Source organism: Methylobacterium sp. J-030, assembly GCF_022829545.1.
GTDB lineage: Bacteria > Pseudomonadota > Alphaproteobacteria > Rhizobiales > Beijerinckiaceae > Methylobacterium.
The window spans coordinates 1-16,521 of the sequence record NZ_JAKSYM010000200.1; the positions used below are offsets into that span (position 1 = coordinate 1).

The window sequence follows — 16,521 nt, forward strand, 5'->3', positions numbered from 1 at the left end:
GCCCTGGTGTCGAGGGACGGGGCGGCCGCGGCGGTGCAGCCGGTGGCGAGCTACGTCGAGCCGTTCGTGGGCGGGGCCTATGTCGGGATCCGGCGTGAGGCCTTCGCGGAGACCGGGGGCGCGGCCGCGCTCACGAGCTACGCCCGGGACTACGATCTGGGCGCGGTGACCGCAGGGGTTCGGGCGCAGACGAGCCTGGATCTGGGGCTCGGGCTTCCGCTGACGCTGCGGGGTCTGCTGGGCTACCGGCGGGCGTTCGGGGACGTGGTGCCGGCGGCTCTGCTGTCCTTCGGCACGGGCCCGGCGTTCCTGAGCGCGGGCGTTCCGATCGACCGGGACGCGCTGGTGGCGCAGGTCGGGCTCGACCTGGCGGTGGCGCCGAACGCGACGCTCGGCGTGGCCTATACCGGCCAGACCGGCGCCCGGGCGCAGGATCAGGCCGTGAAGGGCAACTTCACCCTCCGGTTCTGAGAGCCAGCCGACGGGAGCGCGGGCGGCTCCAGTCCTGGTTTCGAAAGGTCGAGGCCTTTTCCAGGTTCAGGGCGGAGCCCTGGTCACGGTCTCAGGGCTCTGCCCTGAGACCCCGCCAAAGGCCTGAAGTCCTTTGGAAACCCGGGATCCCGGGGCTGCAGCCCCGCGAATTCCGGCCCGATCCCCTTGAGTGTCACACGGTTGACGCGGTCCGGCCGCTAGCGACCGGGCCGCGCACGTCGCCGAACGGGGATCCGCATGATTGACGCCACGGTGCCGGCCCTCGCCCTCGGCGCGCTGCTGTCCCTCGTCCAGATTGGCAGCATCGCCATCGCGGCCCGGCGCCTCGGCACGGTTCACGGGCCGTCGCGGTTTCCGGCCGGGGCGCCCGTCTCCCTGGTCCGCCCGCTCCACGGCCTGGAAGTCTACAGCGAGGAGATGCTGACCCGGAGCTTCGACCTCGACTATCCCGCCTACGAGCTGATCTTCTGCGTGGCCGACCCGGCCGACCCGATCGTGCCGCTTGTCGCGCGCCTGATCGCCGCCCATCCCGGCGTGCCGGCCCGGCTGATCCTCGGCGACGAGCGCGTCAGCGAGAACCCGAAGCTGAATAACTGCCTGCGCGGCTGGCGCGCCGCCGCCCACGACTGGGTGGTGCTCGCCGATTCCAACGTGGCCATGCCGCCCGATTACCTCCAGCGCCTCCAGGCCGCGTGGCGGGACGACACCGGCCTCGTCTGCTCGACGCCGGTGGGCGCCCGCCCGGGCAGCTTCATGGCCGAAGTGGAATGCGCCTTCCTCAACACCCTCCAGGCGCGCTGGCAATACGCCGCCGAGGCGTTCGGCCTGGGCTTCGCGCAGGGCAAGAGCATGCTCTGGCACAAGCCGTTCCTGGAGGCCCAGGGCGGGCTTCAGGCACTCGCCGCCGAGATTGCCGAGGATGCGGCCGCCACCAAGCTGGTCCGGGCCGCCGGCAAGCGCGTCCACCTCGTGGCCAGTCCGTTCGAGCAGCCGCTGGGGCCGCGCGGCTTCCGGGAGGTCTGGGCGCGGCAGTTGCGCTGGGCCCGGCTGCGGCGGGTGACCTTCCCGCTGTTCTTCGCCCCCGAGATCGGCAGCGGCGTGCTGCTGCCGGCGCTGCTGCTGGCGCTCTGGGCCGGCAGCCCCGCCGGGCTCGTTGGCGCTGCCGGCCTCGCGGCCCTGTGCTATGCCGCCGAGGTCGGGCTCGCGATCCGCGCGGGCTGGCATCGCGCGCCCCGCATGCTGGCGGCCTTCCTGGTGCGGGACGCCCTGATCCCGGCGATCTGGCTGGGCGCCTGGGTGCAGAGCGCGATCGTGTGGCGCGGCAACGCCATGGATGTCCGCCCGCGCCGGGCCGCCGAGGCGCGGACCTACGCGCCGACGGCCTGATCGCCCCCGCCGCGCGCCTCGGAGGAGAAGACGTGACCCGCCGCTATGCCCTGTACTGGCTGCCTGCCCCGGGCTCCCGCCTGGAGGCCTTCGGCCGGAGCGTGCTCGGGTACGACACCGTGTCCGGGGAGGCGGTCGCGCATCCGGATGGGCTGGGCGAGCTCGCCCCCGTCAATGCGGGCGCCCGGGTCTACGGCTTCCACGCGACGCTCAAGGCGCCCCTGCGCCTCGCCCCGGGGGTGACGGAGGCCGATCTCGTCGCCGCCGCCTGCGGCCTCGCCGCCGCACACCCGCGGGTGGCGGTCGGGCCGCTGCGGGTCGCGGCGCTCGGGCCGTTCCTCGCCCTGGTGCCGGAGAACCCGCCGCCGGAGCTCGGCCTGCTCGCGGCCGAATGCGTCGCGGCCCTCGATCCCCTGCGGGCGCCCCTCACCGAAGGCGAGCGCGCCAAGCGCCGTCCGGAGCGCCTGGATCCGCGGAGCCGCGCCCTGCTCGATCGCTGGGGCTATCCCCACGTGTTCGAGGCCTTCCGCTTCCACATTACGCTGACCGACGCCCTGCCGGAACCCGACCGCGACGGCTGGCACCGCCGCCTCGCCGAGGCCTACGCCGCCTCGGGGCCGGAGCCCGTGACGATCGACGCGATCTGCCTCCTGACCCAGGACGGGTCCGGGCCGTTCCGGCTCCTGGCGCGCCTGCCCTTCGGTGATCCCCATGGCTGAACGGCCCCTCGGCCTCGAACCCGCCATCGACCCCAGCGCCCGGGTCGAATCCTGCCGCCTCGGCCGCTACACCGAGATCGGCGCCCGCACCCGCCTGACCGAGGCGGTCCTCGACGATTATTCCTACATCGCCCAGGACGGCGAGGTGATCTACACGACGATCGGCAAGTTCTGCTCGATCGCCGCCAGCGTGCGCATCAACCCCGGCAACCACCCGATGGAGCGCGCCTCGCAGGCCCACTTCACCTACCGGGCGCGCGCCTACTGGCCCGAGGAATCGGACGAGCCGGCCTTCTTCGACCGGCGCCGGTCGAGCCCCGTCGTGATCGGCCACGATGTCTGGATCGGCCACGGCGTGGTGGTCCTGCCCGGCCGGACCATCGGCACCGGCGCGGTGGTCGGGGCCGGCGCGATCGTCACCCGCGACGTCGACCCCTACACGATCGTGGTCGGCAACCCGGCCCGGCCGGTCCGGCGCCGGTTCCCGGAGGGGATCGCCGCGCGCCTGGAACGCCTCGCCTGGTGGGACTGGGACCACGAATGCCTGCGCCGCGCGCTGCCGGATTTCCGCACCCTGCCGATCGAAGAATTTTTGGGGCGATACGAATCCCGGGCGAATGATCGGGCGTAGAAGTTGCGCCGGCAAAGTATATTGGGTCGTATTCGTCATCCAATCGTCGTGTAAGCCGAGTCTAGCTGCAGCCATTCCGCAGCGGATGGATGCATGCTCGTTATCCAGGACCTCACGCGTCAGTACGGCGACCGGCGCGCCGTGGACGGCATCTCGCTGCGGATCGAACCGGGCAGCTTCGTCGGCGTGATCGGCCGGTCCGGCGCCGGCAAATCGACGCTGCTGCGGCTGATCAACCGGCTGGCGGAGCCGAGTGCGGGCCGCATCCTCCACGACGGGCGCGACATCACTGTTCTGAAGGGCCGCCATCTGCGCGAATGGCGGACCCGCTGCGCCATGATCTTCCAGCAGTTCAACCTCGTCGGCCGGCTCGACGTGATGACCAACGTGCTGATGGGCCGGCTCAGCCATGTGCCGAGCCATCGGGCGCTTCTGCGCCTGTGGTCCGACGAGGACCGGGCCATGGCGCTGGCCGCCCTGGAAAGCTTCGACATGGGCGAGTTCGCCGGCCAGCGGGCCGACGGCCTGTCGGGCGGGCAGCAGCAGCGCGTCGCGATCGCCCGCGCCCTGGTGCAGGAGCCGCGGATCCTGCTGGCCGACGAGCCGGTGGCCTCCCTCGACCCGCGCAACACGCGCCTCGTGATGGATGCGCTCGCCGACGTGAACCGACGCTACGGCATCACGGTGCTGTGCAACCTGCACTCCCTCGACCTCGCCCGCGCCTACTGCGACAGGCTCGTCGGTCTCGCGGCCGGCCGGGTCGTGTTCGAGGGTGGGCCCTTCGACCTGACCGAGGATGTCGCCCGCCGGCTCTACGGGCTGGAGGCCGGCGAGGTGCTCGACGACGCGGCCCAGCGGGAAGCGGAACAGCGGGCGGCGCTGCCGGGCCTGCCCGGCTCGGTGCCGGCACGCCCGGTCCGGGAGGCGGCGCTCGGCGCCTGAGGCGGGCGTGCGATTTTTCAGTGTATGATAAAGACGTTCAAGGTTTCGTCGCGTTCCCGACCGCCGACAGGGCCGCCTTCGACCAGCTCTCCGACGGCAAGGACGAGGGGTTCACCCCGATGACGCTCAAGGACTACCAGCCGGTCATCGACATGCTGCGGTTCAACGAGCAGCAGCGCAAGAAGTCCTGAGCCTGCCGGGATCGGCAAGCTGCTTCTGAGCCGCGGCCGCGGTCCTGCTGCCTGGAGGTCCGCCGGAGATTCGGCGGGACGCCTTCGCCCCGCCGAAGGCCGATGACATCGCCCGCCACAGGTTTTCCGCGGCGCGGGATATCGGTTTCGCCCCGGTGAAACTCACGGCTCACGGGTCCGTCATCGAAGTGTTGCGCTTCAACGAGCAGAAGCTTCGAGCCTCGCGCGCGGCCTCTACGGTCTCGCCCCGCGCTCCCGTCGTCCGGCGCGACGCCGAACCTCGCCCCCGCAGGACCGGCCCCGAGGCCGGCGCGTCAGGGGCCACCCATTCGGGGGCGCAGGTCGCCGCCGACCCGATGCACCGTCACGAAGGATGAATGCCATGATCACCCGACGCACCCTGGCCGCCGCAGCTGCTGCGCTGGCCCTCCTCGGCCTGCCGGCCGCCGCGCAGGATTGGAAGGCCAAGTATCCCGAGCTGACGCTGGGCGTGATCCCGGCCGAGAACGCCTCCGGTACCGCCGACCGCTGGGCGCCGCTGACCGCCTACCTGACCAAGGCGATCGGCGTGCCGGTGAAGCTGCGGGTGGCGAGCGACTACGCCGCGGTGATCGAAGGCCAGCGCGCCGGCAACATCCAGATCGCATGGTACGGCCCGGCCTCCTTCGCCCGCGCCGTGATGACCGGGGTGAAGATCGAGCCGATCGTGAACCAGAAGCACGAGACCGGCGCTTCGGGCTACTATTCGGTGGTCTACGTCCTGGCCACGAGCCCGTACAAGACGGTCGCGGACCTCAAGGGCAAGAACCTCGCCCTGGTCGATCCGAATTCGACCTCCGGCAACCAGGCGCCGCGCTTCTTCCTGAAGCGGGCCGGGTTCGACGTGGACACGTTCTTCGGCAAGACCTTCTACGCGGGCAGCCACGAGAACGCCGTGCTGGCGCTCACCCAGGGCACCGCCGACGCCGCCGCCAACCTGTGGAACTCCGAGACCGACACGATGGTCACCCGCATGGCCGCCAAGGGCATGCTCAAGAAGGCGGACGGCACGCCGATGCAGCAATCCGACTTCCGGGTGGTGTTCAAGTCCGACTTCCTGCCCGAAGGCCCCTTCGCCGTGCTGACGAGTCTGCCGGACGACCTGAAGGCCAAGATCCGCGAGGCGTTCGTCGCCCTGCCTACCGCCGACAAGGACGCCTTCGACAGGCTCTCCGACGGCAAGGACCAGGGCCTGACCCCGGTGACGCTCAAGGACTACCAGCCGATCATCGATATGCTGAAGTTCAACGACGAGCAGCGCAAGAAGTCCTGAGCTCGTTATGGGAAGCGCGCGTGGCCTGACACCCCTGCCGCCGGAGCGGGAAGCCGCCCTCTCCGGCCTCTACGCCAGGGCGACCGCCGCCGCGCGCCGCCGCACGCTGGCGGGACTCGCGATCGTGGCTGTGCTCACGGTTCTCGCCGGGCTCATCGCCGAGGTGCGACCGCTGGTCTTCGCCGAGAACATCGGCAAGTTCACCGCCTACATCTACCAGATCCTGCCGCCGATCGGCCTCGAACACCCGCTCGAGGACGTGCGGGCCTGGTACTGGGGCCTGCCCAAATGGCTGGGCTTGCTGGGCGAGACCATCCTGATGGCCTATCTCGGCACCCTGCTCGGGGGGCTGGCGGGCTTCGCCCTCAGCTTCGTGGCGGCCGCCAACCTCGTACGGTCGCGCTGGCTGCGGATCGGCGCCAAGCGCCTGCTCGAGGTGTGCCGCACCGTCCCCGAGGTGGTGTTCGCCCTGATCTTCGTGATCGCCTTCGGGCTCGGGCCGATGGTCGGCGTGCTGGCCATCGCGATCCACACCACGGGGGCGCTCGGCAAGCTGTTCTCCGAGGTGGTGGAGAATATCGACCTGCGCCCGGTCGAGGGCCTGTCGGCTTCGGGCGCGTCCTGGGTCCAGACCGTGCGCTTCGCGGTGCTGCCGCAGGTGCTCTCGAACTTCGCCTCCTATGCGCTGCTGCGCTTCGAGATCAACGTCCGCGGCGCCGGCGTGATGGGCTTCGTCGGCGCCGGCGGCATCGGCCAGGAGTTCCTGGTGGCGATCCGCAACTTCTACTACGCGGATGTCAGCGCGATCCTCGTGCTGATCATCCTGACGGTGTTCTGTATCGACCTCGCCACCGAGCGGGTCCGCCACCGGCTGATCGGCCCGGAGCCCCACTGATGAGCGCGCGTCCCGAAGCCCTGCGGGCGGCGGCCCGGGCCGACCTCGACCGGCTGCGGGCCCGCTACCCGGCGCAGTTCCGCATCGACTGGGCGGCGCGGGCGCGCCTCGCCGGGCTGCTCGGCCTCCTCCTCGGCCTGGCGGCGCTCGGCTACTGGCGGCTCGATTTCTCGATGGCGCGGATATTCCACGGGCTCGGGCGGCTCGGCTCCTTCGCGGTGCTGATGCTGCCGCCGTCACCGGAGGGGCAGTTCTGGACCTTCCTGCACGCGCTGGGCGAGACGCTCGGCATCGCCTTCCTCGGCACGCTCGCGGCGGCGATCCTGGCCTTCCCGGTGGCGTTCCTGGCGGCGCGCAACGTCGTGCCCAACCCCTTCGCGCATTTCGCCGTGCGCCGCGGCCTCGACGTGATGCGCTCGGTCGACGTGCTGATCTGGGCGCTGATCTGGATCAACGTCGTGGGCTTAGGCCCCTTCGCGGGGGCGCTCGCCATCGCGTGCTCGGATTTCGGGGCGCTCGGCAAGCTGTTCTCGGAGGCGATCGAGACCTGCGACCGGAAGCCCGGGGAGGGCGTGGTCGCCTCGGGCGGTTCGTCGCTCCACCGGATCCGCTTCGGCCTGATCCCCGCGGTGCTCCCGGTGCTGGCGAGCCAGGTGCTGTACTTCTTCGAATCGAACACCCGCTCGGCCACGATCATCGGCATCGTCGGTGCGGGCGGCATCGGCCAGTACCTGACCGAGTTGATCCGCGTGTTGGAGCTGAAGCAGGTCGCCTTCCTGGTTCTGATGATCCTCGTCACCGTGGCGGCGATCGACTGGGTCTCGACCCGCTTGCGCCGGGGGCTGATCGGGCCGGCGGCGCGCTGAGATGGCCTCGATGCCTCGCTCCGTCCAATCCACGACCTCATCCTGAGGTGCCCGCGTCAGCGGGCGTCGAAGGAGCCCTCCAAGCGGCCGCGCGTTCCCTGGAGCCCTCCTTCGAGGCCTCCGCTGCGCTCCGGCACCTCAGGATGAGGGGGATGGCTTGGAATGTCCCGGTTGGTCTCCGCCGATCACCAACTCCACCCGGTCGGCGGCGAACAGGGTGCGGTTCGCCTGGATCGGCACGCCCGCGGGGTCGATGTTGACGCTCGAGACCACCAGCACCACCCGCCCCGGCGCGATGTCGAGCCGCCCCGCCTCCTGGGCGTCGGCCGGGCGGGCGCGGATCCGCGTCGAGAGGCGCGTGTAGTCGTGGACGCCGCAGGCCGCGAGCGCCCGGGTGATCGAGCCGCGCGCGGCATAGGCCTCGGCGAAGCCGGCAAAGCGCGGCAGCGGCAGCCAAGTCTGCGCGGTGGAGAGCGGCGCGTCGTCCGCCCGGTGGACCGTCAGCAGTTCCAGCACCGGCGTGCCGGGGTCGATCGCCAGCGCCGCCGCCTGCTCGGCCGCGGCCGCGATGGTGGCCGACGCGATGAGGTCGCCCCAGGCCTCCCGGCCGGCCCCGGCGACGATCTCCGAGAAGCGGGTGCGCGGCCCGATCGGGTAGGCCAGGGGGGCCTCCTCGACGAAGGTGCCTCGGCCCTGGCTGGCGCGCACCAGGCCGCCCTCGGCCAGGGCGGCGAGCGCCCGGCGCACCGTGTGCCGGTTGACCGCGAAGCGCGCCGCCAGCGCCGCCTCGGTCGGCAATTGGTGTCCGGGCGCGTACCGCCCCGCCGCGATGTCGGCCGTGAGGGTGTCGGCGATCTGCCGCCACGCCGTCAGCCCTTCGCCCCGGACGAGGCCGGGGGCCTGTGCCTCTGCATCCATCCTGTCATCCAAACTTCATTTGTGCGGCTGGTGCTAGTTGTCTATAGATCTATACAACGACGCGACGGAGGGATTCGCGATGACACCGAACCCGGCAGAGCCCGAGCCTGGGACCGCGGCCCGGCAGGCCGTGATGGCGCTCTGCGCCGATGCGAGCCGGCAGGAACTCCAAGCCGTCCTGGCTCGCCTCGATGTCCCGCCCGCCGAGGATCTGCGTGCGCCCGAGACCGGACTCGTGATGGCGACGGGCCGGATCGGCGGCGACGGGCGGCCGTTCCATGTCGGCGAGGTCAGCGTCACCCGGGCGGCGATCCGACTGGCCGATGGCGCCACGGGCTTCGCCTATCACCTCGGCCGCGACCGCACGAAGGCGCGCCTTGCCGCGATCCTCGACGCGCTCTGGCAGGAACCGGCACGGCGCACCGGCGTCGAGGCCGCCCTGGCGGAGGCTGCGGCCCGCGCGGAGGCGGAGCGCCGGCAGGCGGCGCGGCGCACCGCCGCCACCCGGGTCGAGTTCCTGACCGTCGCCCGCGGGGAGGATTGAGCATGCTGGCCCCCGGTTTCGCCGATCCGGTCCACGACGCGCAGGCCACGTTCCGCGCGGTGATGGATGCCCTGGCCCGGCCGGGTCTGCCCCGGCCGCTCACCCCGGGCCTGAATCCCCCGGTGCCGCTGACGCCGGAGCTCGCCGCCGTCGCGCTGGCGCTGACCGATGCCGACACGCCGGTCTGGCTCGATGCCGGCCTCGCGGCCGAGCCCGCGGTCGCCACTTATCTGCGCTTTCACACGGGCGCCCCGCTCACGGAGGATCCGGCCGGAGCTGCCTTCGCGCTGGTCAGCGATCCGGCCCGCTGCCCGCCGCTCGCCGCCTTCGCCCCCGGCACGCCGGCCTATCCCGACACGTCCACCACCCTGGTGCTCGCCTGCGCGGCGATCACGGACGGGGAGGGGCTGAGCCTGACCGGACCCGGCATCCGCGGCACCGTCCGCGTCGCGCCGGCACCGCTGCCGGAGGGCTTCGTCGCCCAGCGCGCCGAGAACCACGCGGGTTTCCCCCTCGGCGTCGACCTGATCCTCACCACCCCCGGCCGCGTCGCCGGGCTGCCGCGCTCCACCACCGTCACGGAGGGCTGATCCATGTACGTGGCCGTGAAGGGCGGTGAGGCCGCCATCGACAATGCCCACCGGCTGCTGGCCGAGGCCCGCCGGGGCGATCCGGCCGTGCCGGAGCTGTCCGTGGCGCAGATTCGCGAGCAGATGGCGCTGCTGGTCGACCGGGTGATGACCGAGGGCTCGCTCTACGATCCCGACCTCGCGGCGCTCGCCCTCAAGCAGGCCCGCGGCGACGTGGTCGAGGCGGTGTTCCTGGTCCGGGCCTACCGGACGACCCTGTCGCGCTTCGGCGCCTCGGTGCCGGTCGATACGGGCCAGATGGCGGTGGCCCGCCGGGTCTCGGCGACCTTCAAGGACCTGCCGGGCGGGCAGGTGCTGGGGCCGACCTTCGACTACACCCACCGGCTGATCGATTTCGCCCTCGCCGCCGAAAGCGAGATCGAGCCCGCCGCCGAGGCCGACCCGCGCGCCGATGCCGCGATCTGCCCGCGGGTCACCGACCTGCTGGCCCAGGATGGGCTGATCGAGGCCTCGCCGCCGGACGCGGGCGCCCCCGTTGGCGACCTCACCCGCGAGCCGGTGGATTACCCGGCCGACCGGGCCCTGCGCCTCCAGGCACTCGCCCGGGGCGACGAGGGCTTCGTGCTCGGGCTCGCCTACTCGACCCAGCGCGGCTTCGGCCGCACCCACCCATTCGTGGGCGAGATCCGGGTCGGGGACGTGGCGGTGGAATTCGTGCCGGAGGAGCTGGGCTTCGCGGTGCCGCTCGGCCGCGTGCGGCTGACCGAGTGCCAGATGGTCAATCAGTTCAAGGGCTCTGGCACCGCGCCGCCCCAGTTCACCCGGGGCTACGGGCTGAGCTTCGGGCAGAGCGAGCGCAAGGCCATGGCGATGGCGCTGGTGGATCGCGCGCTCCGTGCCGAAGAGCTGGGCGAGCCGGTGGTGAGCCCGGCCCAGGACCAGGAATTCGTGCTGGCCCATTGCGACAGCCTCCAGGCGACCGGCTTCGTCGAGCACCTGAAGCTGCCCCACTACGTCGACTTCCAGGCCGAGCTGGAACTGGTTCGCCGGCTACGCGCCGAGTTCGAGCGGAAATCCGAATCCGTCGAGATGCAGGAGGCCGCGGAATGAGCGCGACAGACACGGTTCTCCCTCCCCCCTCTGCGGGGGAGGGTACCCTGCGAAGCAGGGGGGGAGAGGGGAGCAACGGTGCAGAACATGCCTCTGTCCGTCATGACAGCCACACTTCGTCCGGAACCCGCGTTCCCCTCTCCCGACCCCTGCTGACGCAGGGGCCACCCTCCCCCATCCCAAGTCGGGCTTGCCCGACTTGGGACAAGCAGGATGCCGATCTCGGGCAAGCCCGAGATCGGATGGGGGGAGGGGGAGGCGCGGAGCCGTCCGCCCCGCAATCCGGCTACAACTTCGCCTATCTCGACGAGGGCACGAAGCGGATGATCCGCCGGGCGATCCTCAAGGCGATCGCGGTGCCGGGCTATCAGGTGCCCTTCGCCTCCCGCGAGATGCCGATGCCCTACGGCTGGGGCACCGGCGGCGTGCAGGTCACCGCCGCGATCCTCGGGCGCGCGGACGTCCTCAAAGTGATCGATCAGGGCGCCGACGACACCACCAACGCGGTTTCGATCCGCCGCTTCTTCGCCAAGACCTCCGGGGTCGCCACCACCACGCGTACGACCGAAGCGACGGTGATCCAGACCCGCCACCGGATCCCCGAGACGCCCCTCACCGAGGGCCAGACCCTGGTCTATCAGGTGCCGATTCCCGAACCCCTGCGCTTCCTCGAACCGCGCGAGACCGAGACCCGCCAGCTCCACGCGCTCGCCGAGTACGGCGCCATGCACGTGAAGCTCTACGAGGACATCAGCCGGCACGGGCACATCGCCACCACCTACGCGTACCCGGTGGAAGTCGCCGGCCGCTACGTGATGGACCCGTCGCCGACCCCGAAGTTCGATAATCCCAAGATGGACGATTGCCCCGCCCTCCAGCTGTTCGGCGCGGGGCGCGAGCGGCGGATCTACGCGGTGCCGCCCTACACGAGCGTGCGCAGCCTCGACTTCGAGGACCATCCGTTCCGCGTGCAGGACTTCACCGAGCCCTGCGCGCTGTGCGGCGCCCGCGGCCACTACCTCGACGAGGTGGTCACCGACGATGCCGGCGGCCGGATGTACATCTGCTCCGACACCGATATCTGCGAGACCCGCGTCGCGGAGGCCGCCCGATGACGAGCCGCACGCCGCTCCTCTCCGCCCATGGGCTGACCAAGGCCTACGGCAACCGGCTCGCCTGTGCCGGCATCGACCTCGACGTCACCGAGGGCGAGGTGCTCGCCATCGTGGGCGAATCGGGCTCCGGCAAGTCGACGCTCCTGTCCCTGCTGGCCGGCGAGCTGGCGCCGGATGCGGGCGAAGTCCGCTACCGGATGCGCGACGGGCAAATCCGCGCACTCGCGGGTCTCGGCCCCGCCGAGCTGCGCCGGCTGATGCGGACCGACTGGGGCTTCGTCCGGCAGGATGCCCGGCAGGGCCTGCGCATGGCGGTCTCGGCCGGCGGCAATGTCGGCGAGCGGCTGATGGGGATGGGCGAGCGCCATTACGGCCGCATCCGCGGCCAGGCGCTCGACTGGCTCGGCCGGGTCGAGATCGAGGTGGGCCGGGTCGACGACCCGCCGAGCCAGTTCTCCGGCGGCATGCGCCAGCGGCTTCAGATCGCCCGCAACCTCGTCACACAACCCCGCCTCGTGCTGATGGACGAGCCGACCTCCGGCCTCGACGTCTCGGTCCAGGCCCGGCTGCTCGACCTGATCCGGCGCCTCTCGGCCGAGCTCGGCCTCGCGGTGATCATCGTGACCCACGACCTCGCGGTGGCGCGGCTGCTCTCGCACCGGATCGCCGTGATGCGGGCCGGCCGCGTCATCGAGACCGGCCTGACCGACCGGGTGCTCGACGATCCCGAGCACGCCTACACCCAGCTCCTCGTCTCGTCGGTGCTCGCCGCATGACCGCGCTTCTGACCTTCCGGGACGTCGCCAAGAGCTTCACCCTGCACCTGCGCGGCGGGGTAGTGCTGCCGGTGGTGGGCGATGTCGGCTTCACCGTGGAGCCCGGCGAATGCGTGGTGCTCGGCGGCCCGTCCGGCGCGGGCAAGTCCTCGCTGCTGAAGATGGCCTACGGCAACTATCGCTGCGATGCGGGCGCCATCCTGGTCCGCGATGGCGACGCCGTCATCGATGTGGTCCGCGCCGACCCGCGGGTGGTACTGGCGCTGCGGGCGCGGGTGATCGCCTACGTGTCGCAGTTCCTGCGGGTGATCCCCCGGGTCCCGGCCCTCGACGTGGTCGAGGCCGCCGGCCGCGAGGGCGGCCTCGATGCCGAGGCGGCGCTGGCCCGGGCCAAGGACCTGCTGGCTCGGCTCAACCTGCCCGAACGGCTCTGGGGCCTGCCGCCCGCGACCTTCTCAGGCGGAGAGCAGCAGCGGGTTAACATCGCCCGGGGCCTGATCGCCGACCGGCCGCTCCTGCTGCTGGACGAGCCGACCGCTTCCCTGGACGACCGGAACCGCGCCGTGGTGGCCGAGCTGGTCCGGGAGAAACTGAAGGCCGGGGCCGGCGTGCTCGGCATCTTCCACGACAGCGCCATGCGCGATGCTGTGGCGACCCGGGTGGTCGACGTCACCCATTTCGCGCCGCGAGCCCGGGCAGCCTGAGGACGGACACGATGGACGATTTCATCATCGAGAACGCGACCCTGGTCCTGCCCGACCGGGTGCAGCGCGGCTGGCTCGCGGTGTCCGATGGCGCCATCGCGGAGATCGGCGAGGGCCGGCCGCCCGCACGCGGCCTCGACTTCGGCGGCGACCACCTGATCCCCGGCCTGATCGAGCTGCACACCGACCATCTCGAGAGCCACTACGCACCGCGCCCCAAGGTGCGCTGGCATCCGCTCGGCGCGGTGCTGGCCTACGACGCGCAGATCACCGCCTCGGGCATCACCACGGTGTTCGATTCGCTGCGCGCCGGCAGCGACCCGGACGGCAGCGGCCTCGGTTCCGAGCTGGACCAGCTCGCGGGCGCCATCGCCACGGCGCGGGCCGCGGAGCTGTTCCGGGCCGAGCATTTCACGCATCTGCGCTGCGAATTGCCGTCCCTGGATGTACTCGACACGGTGGTATCCTTCGCGGCCCGCTACTCCGTAGGCCTGATCTCGCTGATGGACCACACCCCGGGCCAGCGGCAGTTCCGCGACATGGAGAAGTACTACACCTACGCCACCCGCGGCGGCCGGCCCATGGACGAGATCCGCGCCAACACCGAGCGCAAGATCCGCGACGGCCGGGACCTCAACGCGAAGAACCGCCCGGCGCTGGTCCAGTTCGCCCACGAGATGAACATCCCCCTGGCGAGCCACGACGACACCACCCTGGCGGATGTCGAACTCGCGGTCGGCGAGGGTGTTCGGCTCGCCGAGTTCCCCACCACCCGGGAGGCGGCCGAGGCCGCGCACGGACAGGGCCTCACCGTGATGATGGGCGCGCCGAACCTGATCCGTGGCGGCTCGCATTCCGGCAACGTCGCCGCCCTGACTCTGGCCGAGGCCGGGCATCTCGACATCCTGTCGTCGGACTACGTGCCGGCGAGCCTGCTGATGGCGGCCTTCCTGCTGCCCGAGCAGGCCCCCGCCATCAGCCTTCCGGCGGCGCTGGCCACCGTGACGGCGAACCCGGCCCGGGCCACCGGGCTGACCGACCGCGGCGCCCTGGCGCCGGGCCTGCGGGCCGATCTCGTGCGGGTGCAGCGCGCCGAGGGTGTGCCGGTGGTCCGCGAGGTCTGGCGCACCGGGCGGCGGGTCGCCTGATGGCGGGCTGCCTCGTCCTCGTGGTCGGCCCGAGCGGGGCCGGCAAGGACACGCTGATCCGGCTGGCGCGGGACGCCCTTGCGGAGGATCCCCGCTACGCCTTCCCACGCCGCCTCGTGACGCGGCCCCCCTCGGCCGACGAGGACAACGACCAGATCGACGAGGCCGCCTTCGCGGCGGGCTGCGCGGCGGGCCGCTTCACCCTGCACTGGCGCGCCCACGGCCTCGGCTACGCCATCCCGGCGGAGGCCCGCCATCTGGCGGCGGATGGCCATGTGGTGGTCTGCAACGTCTCGCGCCGGGTCGTGGCGCCGGCCCGGGACGCCGACCTGCCTGTGAGCGTCGTCGAGATCACGGCGCCGCCCGAGATCCTGATGCGGCGCCTCGCCGCCCGGGGACGGGCCGAGGACGGTGACCTCGCCGCGCGGCTCGCCCGCGAAGTGCCGGTCGCGGCGGATCTGAGGATCATCAACGTGGGTGCGCCGGAGGCAGGGGCCACGCGTCTGGTGGCGCATCTTCGCGTTTGCTGAGCGTGGCCGCAGGGAAGCCCGGTCGCGGAAACGCGTGCCCGCCCGCCCGATCCATGTGGGCTGTCCGGAGACTCGGCGCCCACGTGTCGCTCTGCGCCGACCCATTCCCGGGCGCGGGCAGCGCCCGTTTCCTGCAATCCGTGCCGCTGACGCGGCGCTCGTCGTGCTGGATCCCGGATCAGGTTCCGCTTCGCTCCACCCGTCCGGGAAAGGGGGGCGCGTCCATGGCCCGGGCGCACCGTTCCCGCGCCGTGTGCTCCATCCATCACCGCGACACAATTCAGGGCGCCCCCCTTTCGGGGAGCGCCCTGGATCTGCATGACCCGGAAGCGGTGCTTCCGGGTCGCGGCCGATCGCGTCTCAGTAACCGCCGAACTTGTAGTTGAAGCCGGCGCGGATGATGTCGCCGTCGGTGCGGAAGCGCGAAACGTAGCCGGCATTGGCACCGGCAATCGGGCCGACCAGCACGTTGCGGCTGCCGAGGTCGTAGTGGACGTACTCGGCCTTCACGGTCAGCGCATCGTACTTGATGCCGAGGTAGCGGCCGACCGCGAAGGTGTTCAGGAAGCTGTCGGTCGGCAGGGCGAACTCGATGCCGCCGCCATAGGCATATCCGGTGTCGAAATCATCGTAGCGGCCGGCGAAGTTCAGGGCGCCCGCGCGGGAGAAGAAGTTCGCGTTGTACGAGACGTTGCCGTAGGCCAGACCGCCGAGGCCGTACACCATGACGCGGTCGAAGGCGTAGCCGACGCGGCCCACCAGGGTGCCGAGCCAGTCGGTGCTCTGCCGGAAGGCGCTGATCGCGCCGGTGTTGCCGATGTAGTAGCGGCTCTTGGCGAGGTCGGTCCAGTCGATGCTGTTGGCGATGCCGACGACGAAGCCCGAGCCGGGCGTGAACTGGTAGTTGAAGCCGGCGGTGCCGCCGATGTTGGCGAAGCCGTCATCCGAGATGCGGACCTGCGACGGGCGGGCGCCGGTGGCGATCGCGCTGGCGGTGGCCGGGGCGAGGCCGATCGTGTTGACCCGCTGGCTGTCCGTCAAGGTGTAGGAGGTCTCGAGACCGCCGTAGAAACCCGTCCAGGTGAACACCGGCACGGGCGTGAAGATCGGCGGCGGCGCGGCGCGGCGCGGCAGGTCGGCGGCCGAGGCGGCCGTCGTGACCAGGGCGGTCGCGGCCGTTGCGAGGAGGAGCTTCTTCATCATGATGGCGGGATCCGGGCTCGTGCGATGTTGGCCGCAGTTAAGCTCGGCCGCACAAATCCCGCTATGACCTCTGTGCCACAGTGTGGCGCGAAAGCGTCCTTTGAATTTCCGAAGATTGATCATTCGACGTTCAAAAGGCGCTGCTGCTGATTGACAGTTGGGGCGGCCGCAACGCACCGCCGCGCGCCGGAGCTTGATCCAGGGCGGCCGAGCCTCTAAGCGAACCGCGTTTTGCGCCCCTGTCCGAGTTCGGGGCGGCCGATCAGGATCCGGGGCCCCGAGGCGGTCCCCGCCGCAGGAATGGGAATCATGGGCAAGGAAAAGTTCTCCCGCACCAAGCCGCACTGCAACATCGGGACGATTGGGCACGTGGATCATGGCAAGACGTCTCTGACGGCCGCGATCACGAAGGTGCTGGCCGAGACGGGCGGGGCGACGTTCACGGCCTA

20 protein-coding genes are annotated in these 16,521 nt (G+C 71.4%); 18 read left to right on the top strand and 2 right to left on the bottom strand.

The window, feature by feature from the left end:
* From MKK75_RS13120 to phnE (MKK75_RS13160), 9 genes are all read left to right on the top strand, one after another.
* On the top strand, positions 1-471 hold a 471-nt coding region (locus tag MKK75_RS13120; RefSeq protein WP_244042998.1), incomplete at its 5' end, for an autotransporter outer membrane beta-barrel domain-containing protein.
* 258 nt (positions 472-729) lie between these two features.
* Positions 730-1,878 (top strand): ceramide glucosyltransferase, encoded by a 1,149-nt coding sequence (locus MKK75_RS13125; protein WP_244042999.1) that lies wholly within the window; start codon positions 730-732, stop codon positions 1,876-1,878.
* 32 nt (positions 1,879-1,910) lie between these two features.
* Positions 1,911-2,597 carry a DUF1045 domain-containing protein gene (locus tag MKK75_RS13130; protein ID WP_244043000.1) on the top strand — a complete coding sequence of 229 codons (687 nt, stop codon included), beginning with the start codon at positions 1,911-1,913 and terminating at the stop codon, positions 2,595-2,597.
* Positions 2,590-3,228, top strand: coding sequence for a chloramphenicol acetyltransferase (locus tag MKK75_RS13135; RefSeq protein ID WP_244043001.1), 639 nt, complete (start codon positions 2,590-2,592; stop codon positions 3,226-3,228). The genes MKK75_RS13130 and MKK75_RS13135 overlap by 8 nt, the downstream gene beginning before the upstream one ends.
* A 93-nt stretch (positions 3,229-3,321) precedes the next feature.
* Complete coding sequence (phnC, locus tag MKK75_RS13140; protein ID WP_244043002.1) at positions 3,322-4,170, top strand: phosphonate ABC transporter ATP-binding protein; 849 nt, start codon at positions 3,322-3,324, stop codon at positions 4,168-4,170.
* Positions 4,171-4,190: 20 nt separating this feature from the next.
* Positions 4,191-4,361, top strand: coding sequence for a hypothetical protein (locus tag MKK75_RS13145; RefSeq protein ID WP_313901856.1), 171 nt, complete (start codon positions 4,191-4,193; stop codon positions 4,359-4,361).
* Positions 4,362-4,743: 382 nt separating this feature from the next.
* Positions 4,744-5,673 carry a phosphonate ABC transporter substrate-binding protein gene (gene phnD / locus MKK75_RS13150; RefSeq protein ID WP_244043003.1) on the top strand — a complete coding sequence of 310 codons (930 nt, stop codon included), beginning with the start codon at positions 4,744-4,746 and terminating at the stop codon, positions 5,671-5,673.
* A gap of 7 nt (positions 5,674-5,680) precedes the next feature.
* Positions 5,681-6,568, top strand: coding sequence for a phosphonate ABC transporter, permease protein PhnE (gene phnE / locus MKK75_RS13155; protein ID WP_244043004.1), 888 nt, complete (start codon positions 5,681-5,683; stop codon positions 6,566-6,568).
* Entirely contained in the window at positions 6,568-7,434 is an 867-nt protein-coding gene (gene phnE, locus MKK75_RS13160) for a phosphonate ABC transporter, permease protein PhnE (protein ID WP_244043005.1), read from the top strand. Before phnE (MKK75_RS13155) ends, phnE (MKK75_RS13160) begins: the two co-directional genes overlap by 1 nt.
* 138 nt (positions 7,435-7,572) lie before the next feature.
* Here phnE (MKK75_RS13160) and phnF read toward each other — a convergent pair whose 3' ends face one another.
* The gene (gene phnF, locus MKK75_RS13165) at positions 7,573-8,352 is read right to left on the bottom strand and encodes a phosphonate metabolism transcriptional regulator PhnF (RefSeq protein ID WP_244043006.1); all 780 of its coding nucleotides are present in this window, start codon (positions 8,350-8,352) and stop codon (positions 7,573-7,575) included.
* Between the two features lie 79 nt (positions 8,353-8,431).
* Between phnF and phnG the strand changes: the two genes are divergently transcribed.
* From phnG to phnN, 8 genes are all read left to right on the top strand, one after another.
* Positions 8,432-8,896 carry a phosphonate C-P lyase system protein PhnG gene (gene phnG, locus MKK75_RS13170; RefSeq protein ID WP_244043007.1) on the top strand — a complete coding sequence of 155 codons (465 nt, stop codon included), beginning with the start codon at positions 8,432-8,434 and terminating at the stop codon, positions 8,894-8,896.
* 2 nt (positions 8,897-8,898) lie between these two features.
* Positions 8,899-9,486 carry a phosphonate C-P lyase system protein PhnH gene (gene phnH / locus MKK75_RS13175; protein WP_244043008.1) on the top strand — a complete coding sequence of 196 codons (588 nt, stop codon included), beginning with the start codon at positions 8,899-8,901 and terminating at the stop codon, positions 9,484-9,486.
* 3 nt (positions 9,487-9,489) lie between these two features.
* Positions 9,490-10,596, top strand: a complete 1,107-nt coding sequence (locus MKK75_RS13180; protein ID WP_244043009.1) for a carbon-phosphorus lyase complex subunit PhnI — start codon at positions 9,490-9,492, stop codon at positions 10,594-10,596.
* 242 nt (positions 10,597-10,838) lie between these two features.
* Entirely contained in the window at positions 10,839-11,711 is an 873-nt protein-coding gene (locus tag MKK75_RS13185) for an alpha-D-ribose 1-methylphosphonate 5-phosphate C-P-lyase PhnJ (RefSeq protein WP_244043010.1), read from the top strand.
* The gene (gene phnK / locus MKK75_RS13190) at positions 11,708-12,487 is read left to right on the top strand and encodes a phosphonate C-P lyase system protein PhnK (protein WP_244043011.1); all 780 of its coding nucleotides are present in this window, start codon (positions 11,708-11,710) and stop codon (positions 12,485-12,487) included. The genes MKK75_RS13185 and phnK overlap by 4 nt, the downstream gene beginning before the upstream one ends.
* Positions 12,484-13,191 carry a phosphonate C-P lyase system protein PhnL gene (gene phnL, locus MKK75_RS13195; RefSeq protein ID WP_244043012.1) on the top strand — a complete coding sequence of 236 codons (708 nt, stop codon included), beginning with the start codon at positions 12,484-12,486 and terminating at the stop codon, positions 13,189-13,191. Before phnK ends, phnL begins: the two co-directional genes overlap by 4 nt.
* An 11-nt stretch (positions 13,192-13,202) precedes the next feature.
* A complete protein-coding gene (locus MKK75_RS13200) occupies positions 13,203-14,339 on the top strand; it encodes an alpha-D-ribose 1-methylphosphonate 5-triphosphate diphosphatase (RefSeq protein ID WP_244043013.1) in 1,137 nt (378 codons plus the stop codon).
* Positions 14,339-14,869, top strand: coding sequence for a phosphonate metabolism protein/1,5-bisphosphokinase (PRPP-forming) PhnN (phnN, locus tag MKK75_RS13205; RefSeq protein WP_244043014.1), 531 nt, complete (start codon positions 14,339-14,341; stop codon positions 14,867-14,869). Before MKK75_RS13200 ends, phnN begins: the two co-directional genes overlap by 1 nt.
* A 360-nt stretch (positions 14,870-15,229) precedes the next feature.
* Here the strand turns inward: phnN and MKK75_RS13210 are convergent, their stop codons facing one another.
* Positions 15,230-16,072 carry an outer membrane protein gene (locus MKK75_RS13210; RefSeq protein WP_244043015.1) on the bottom strand — a complete coding sequence of 281 codons (843 nt, stop codon included), beginning with the start codon at positions 16,070-16,072 and terminating at the stop codon, positions 15,230-15,232.
* 309 nt (positions 16,073-16,381) lie between these two features.
* Between MKK75_RS13210 and MKK75_RS13215 the strand changes: the two genes are divergently transcribed.
* On the top strand, positions 16,382-16,521 hold a 140-nt coding region (locus MKK75_RS13215), incomplete at its 3' end, for a GTP-binding protein (RefSeq protein WP_244043016.1).

Excerpts from the sequence above, each read along its gene's own strand:
- phnD (WP_244043003.1), top strand. The coding sequence starts at position 4,744 with ATGATCACCCGACGCACCCTGGCCGCCGCAGCTGCTGCGCTGGCCCTC.
- MKK75_RS13125 (WP_244042999.1), top strand. The coding sequence starts at position 730 with ATGATTGACGCCACGGTGCCGGCCCTCGCCCTCGGCGCGCTGCTGTCC.
- MKK75_RS13180 (WP_244043009.1), top strand. The coding sequence starts at position 9,490 with ATGTACGTGGCCGTGAAGGGCGGTGAGGCCGCCATCGACAATGCCCAC.
- phnE (WP_244043005.1), top strand. The coding sequence starts at position 6,568 with ATGAGCGCGCGTCCCGAAGCCCTGCGGGCGGCGGCCCGGGCCGACCTC.
- MKK75_RS13210 (WP_244043015.1), bottom strand. The coding sequence starts at position 16,072 with ATGATGAAGAAGCTCCTCCTCGCAACGGCCGCGACCGCCCTGGTCACG.
- phnE (WP_244043004.1), top strand. The coding sequence starts at position 5,681 with ATGGGAAGCGCGCGTGGCCTGACACCCCTGCCGCCGGAGCGGGAAGCC.
- phnK (WP_244043011.1), top strand. The coding sequence starts at position 11,708 with ATGACGAGCCGCACGCCGCTCCTCTCCGCCCATGGGCTGACCAAGGCC.
- phnL (WP_244043012.1), top strand. The coding sequence starts at position 12,484 with ATGACCGCGCTTCTGACCTTCCGGGACGTCGCCAAGAGCTTCACCCTG.
- MKK75_RS13185 (WP_244043010.1), top strand. The coding sequence starts at position 10,839 with ATGGGGGGAGGGGGAGGCGCGGAGCCGTCCGCCCCGCAATCCGGCTAC.
- phnG (WP_244043007.1), top strand. The coding sequence starts at position 8,432 with ATGACACCGAACCCGGCAGAGCCCGAGCCTGGGACCGCGGCCCGGCAG.
- phnC (WP_244043002.1), top strand. The coding sequence starts at position 3,322 with ATGCTCGTTATCCAGGACCTCACGCGTCAGTACGGCGACCGGCGCGCC.
- MKK75_RS13135 (WP_244043001.1), top strand. The coding sequence starts at position 2,590 with ATGGCTGAACGGCCCCTCGGCCTCGAACCCGCCATCGACCCCAGCGCC.
- phnH (WP_244043008.1), top strand. The coding sequence starts at position 8,899 with ATGCTGGCCCCCGGTTTCGCCGATCCGGTCCACGACGCGCAGGCCACG.
- phnN (WP_244043014.1), top strand. The coding sequence starts at position 14,339 with ATGGCGGGCTGCCTCGTCCTCGTGGTCGGCCCGAGCGGGGCCGGCAAG.
- MKK75_RS13200 (WP_244043013.1), top strand. The coding sequence starts at position 13,203 with ATGGACGATTTCATCATCGAGAACGCGACCCTGGTCCTGCCCGACCGG.
- phnF (WP_244043006.1), bottom strand. The coding sequence starts at position 8,352 with ATGGATGCAGAGGCACAGGCCCCCGGCCTCGTCCGGGGCGAAGGGCTG.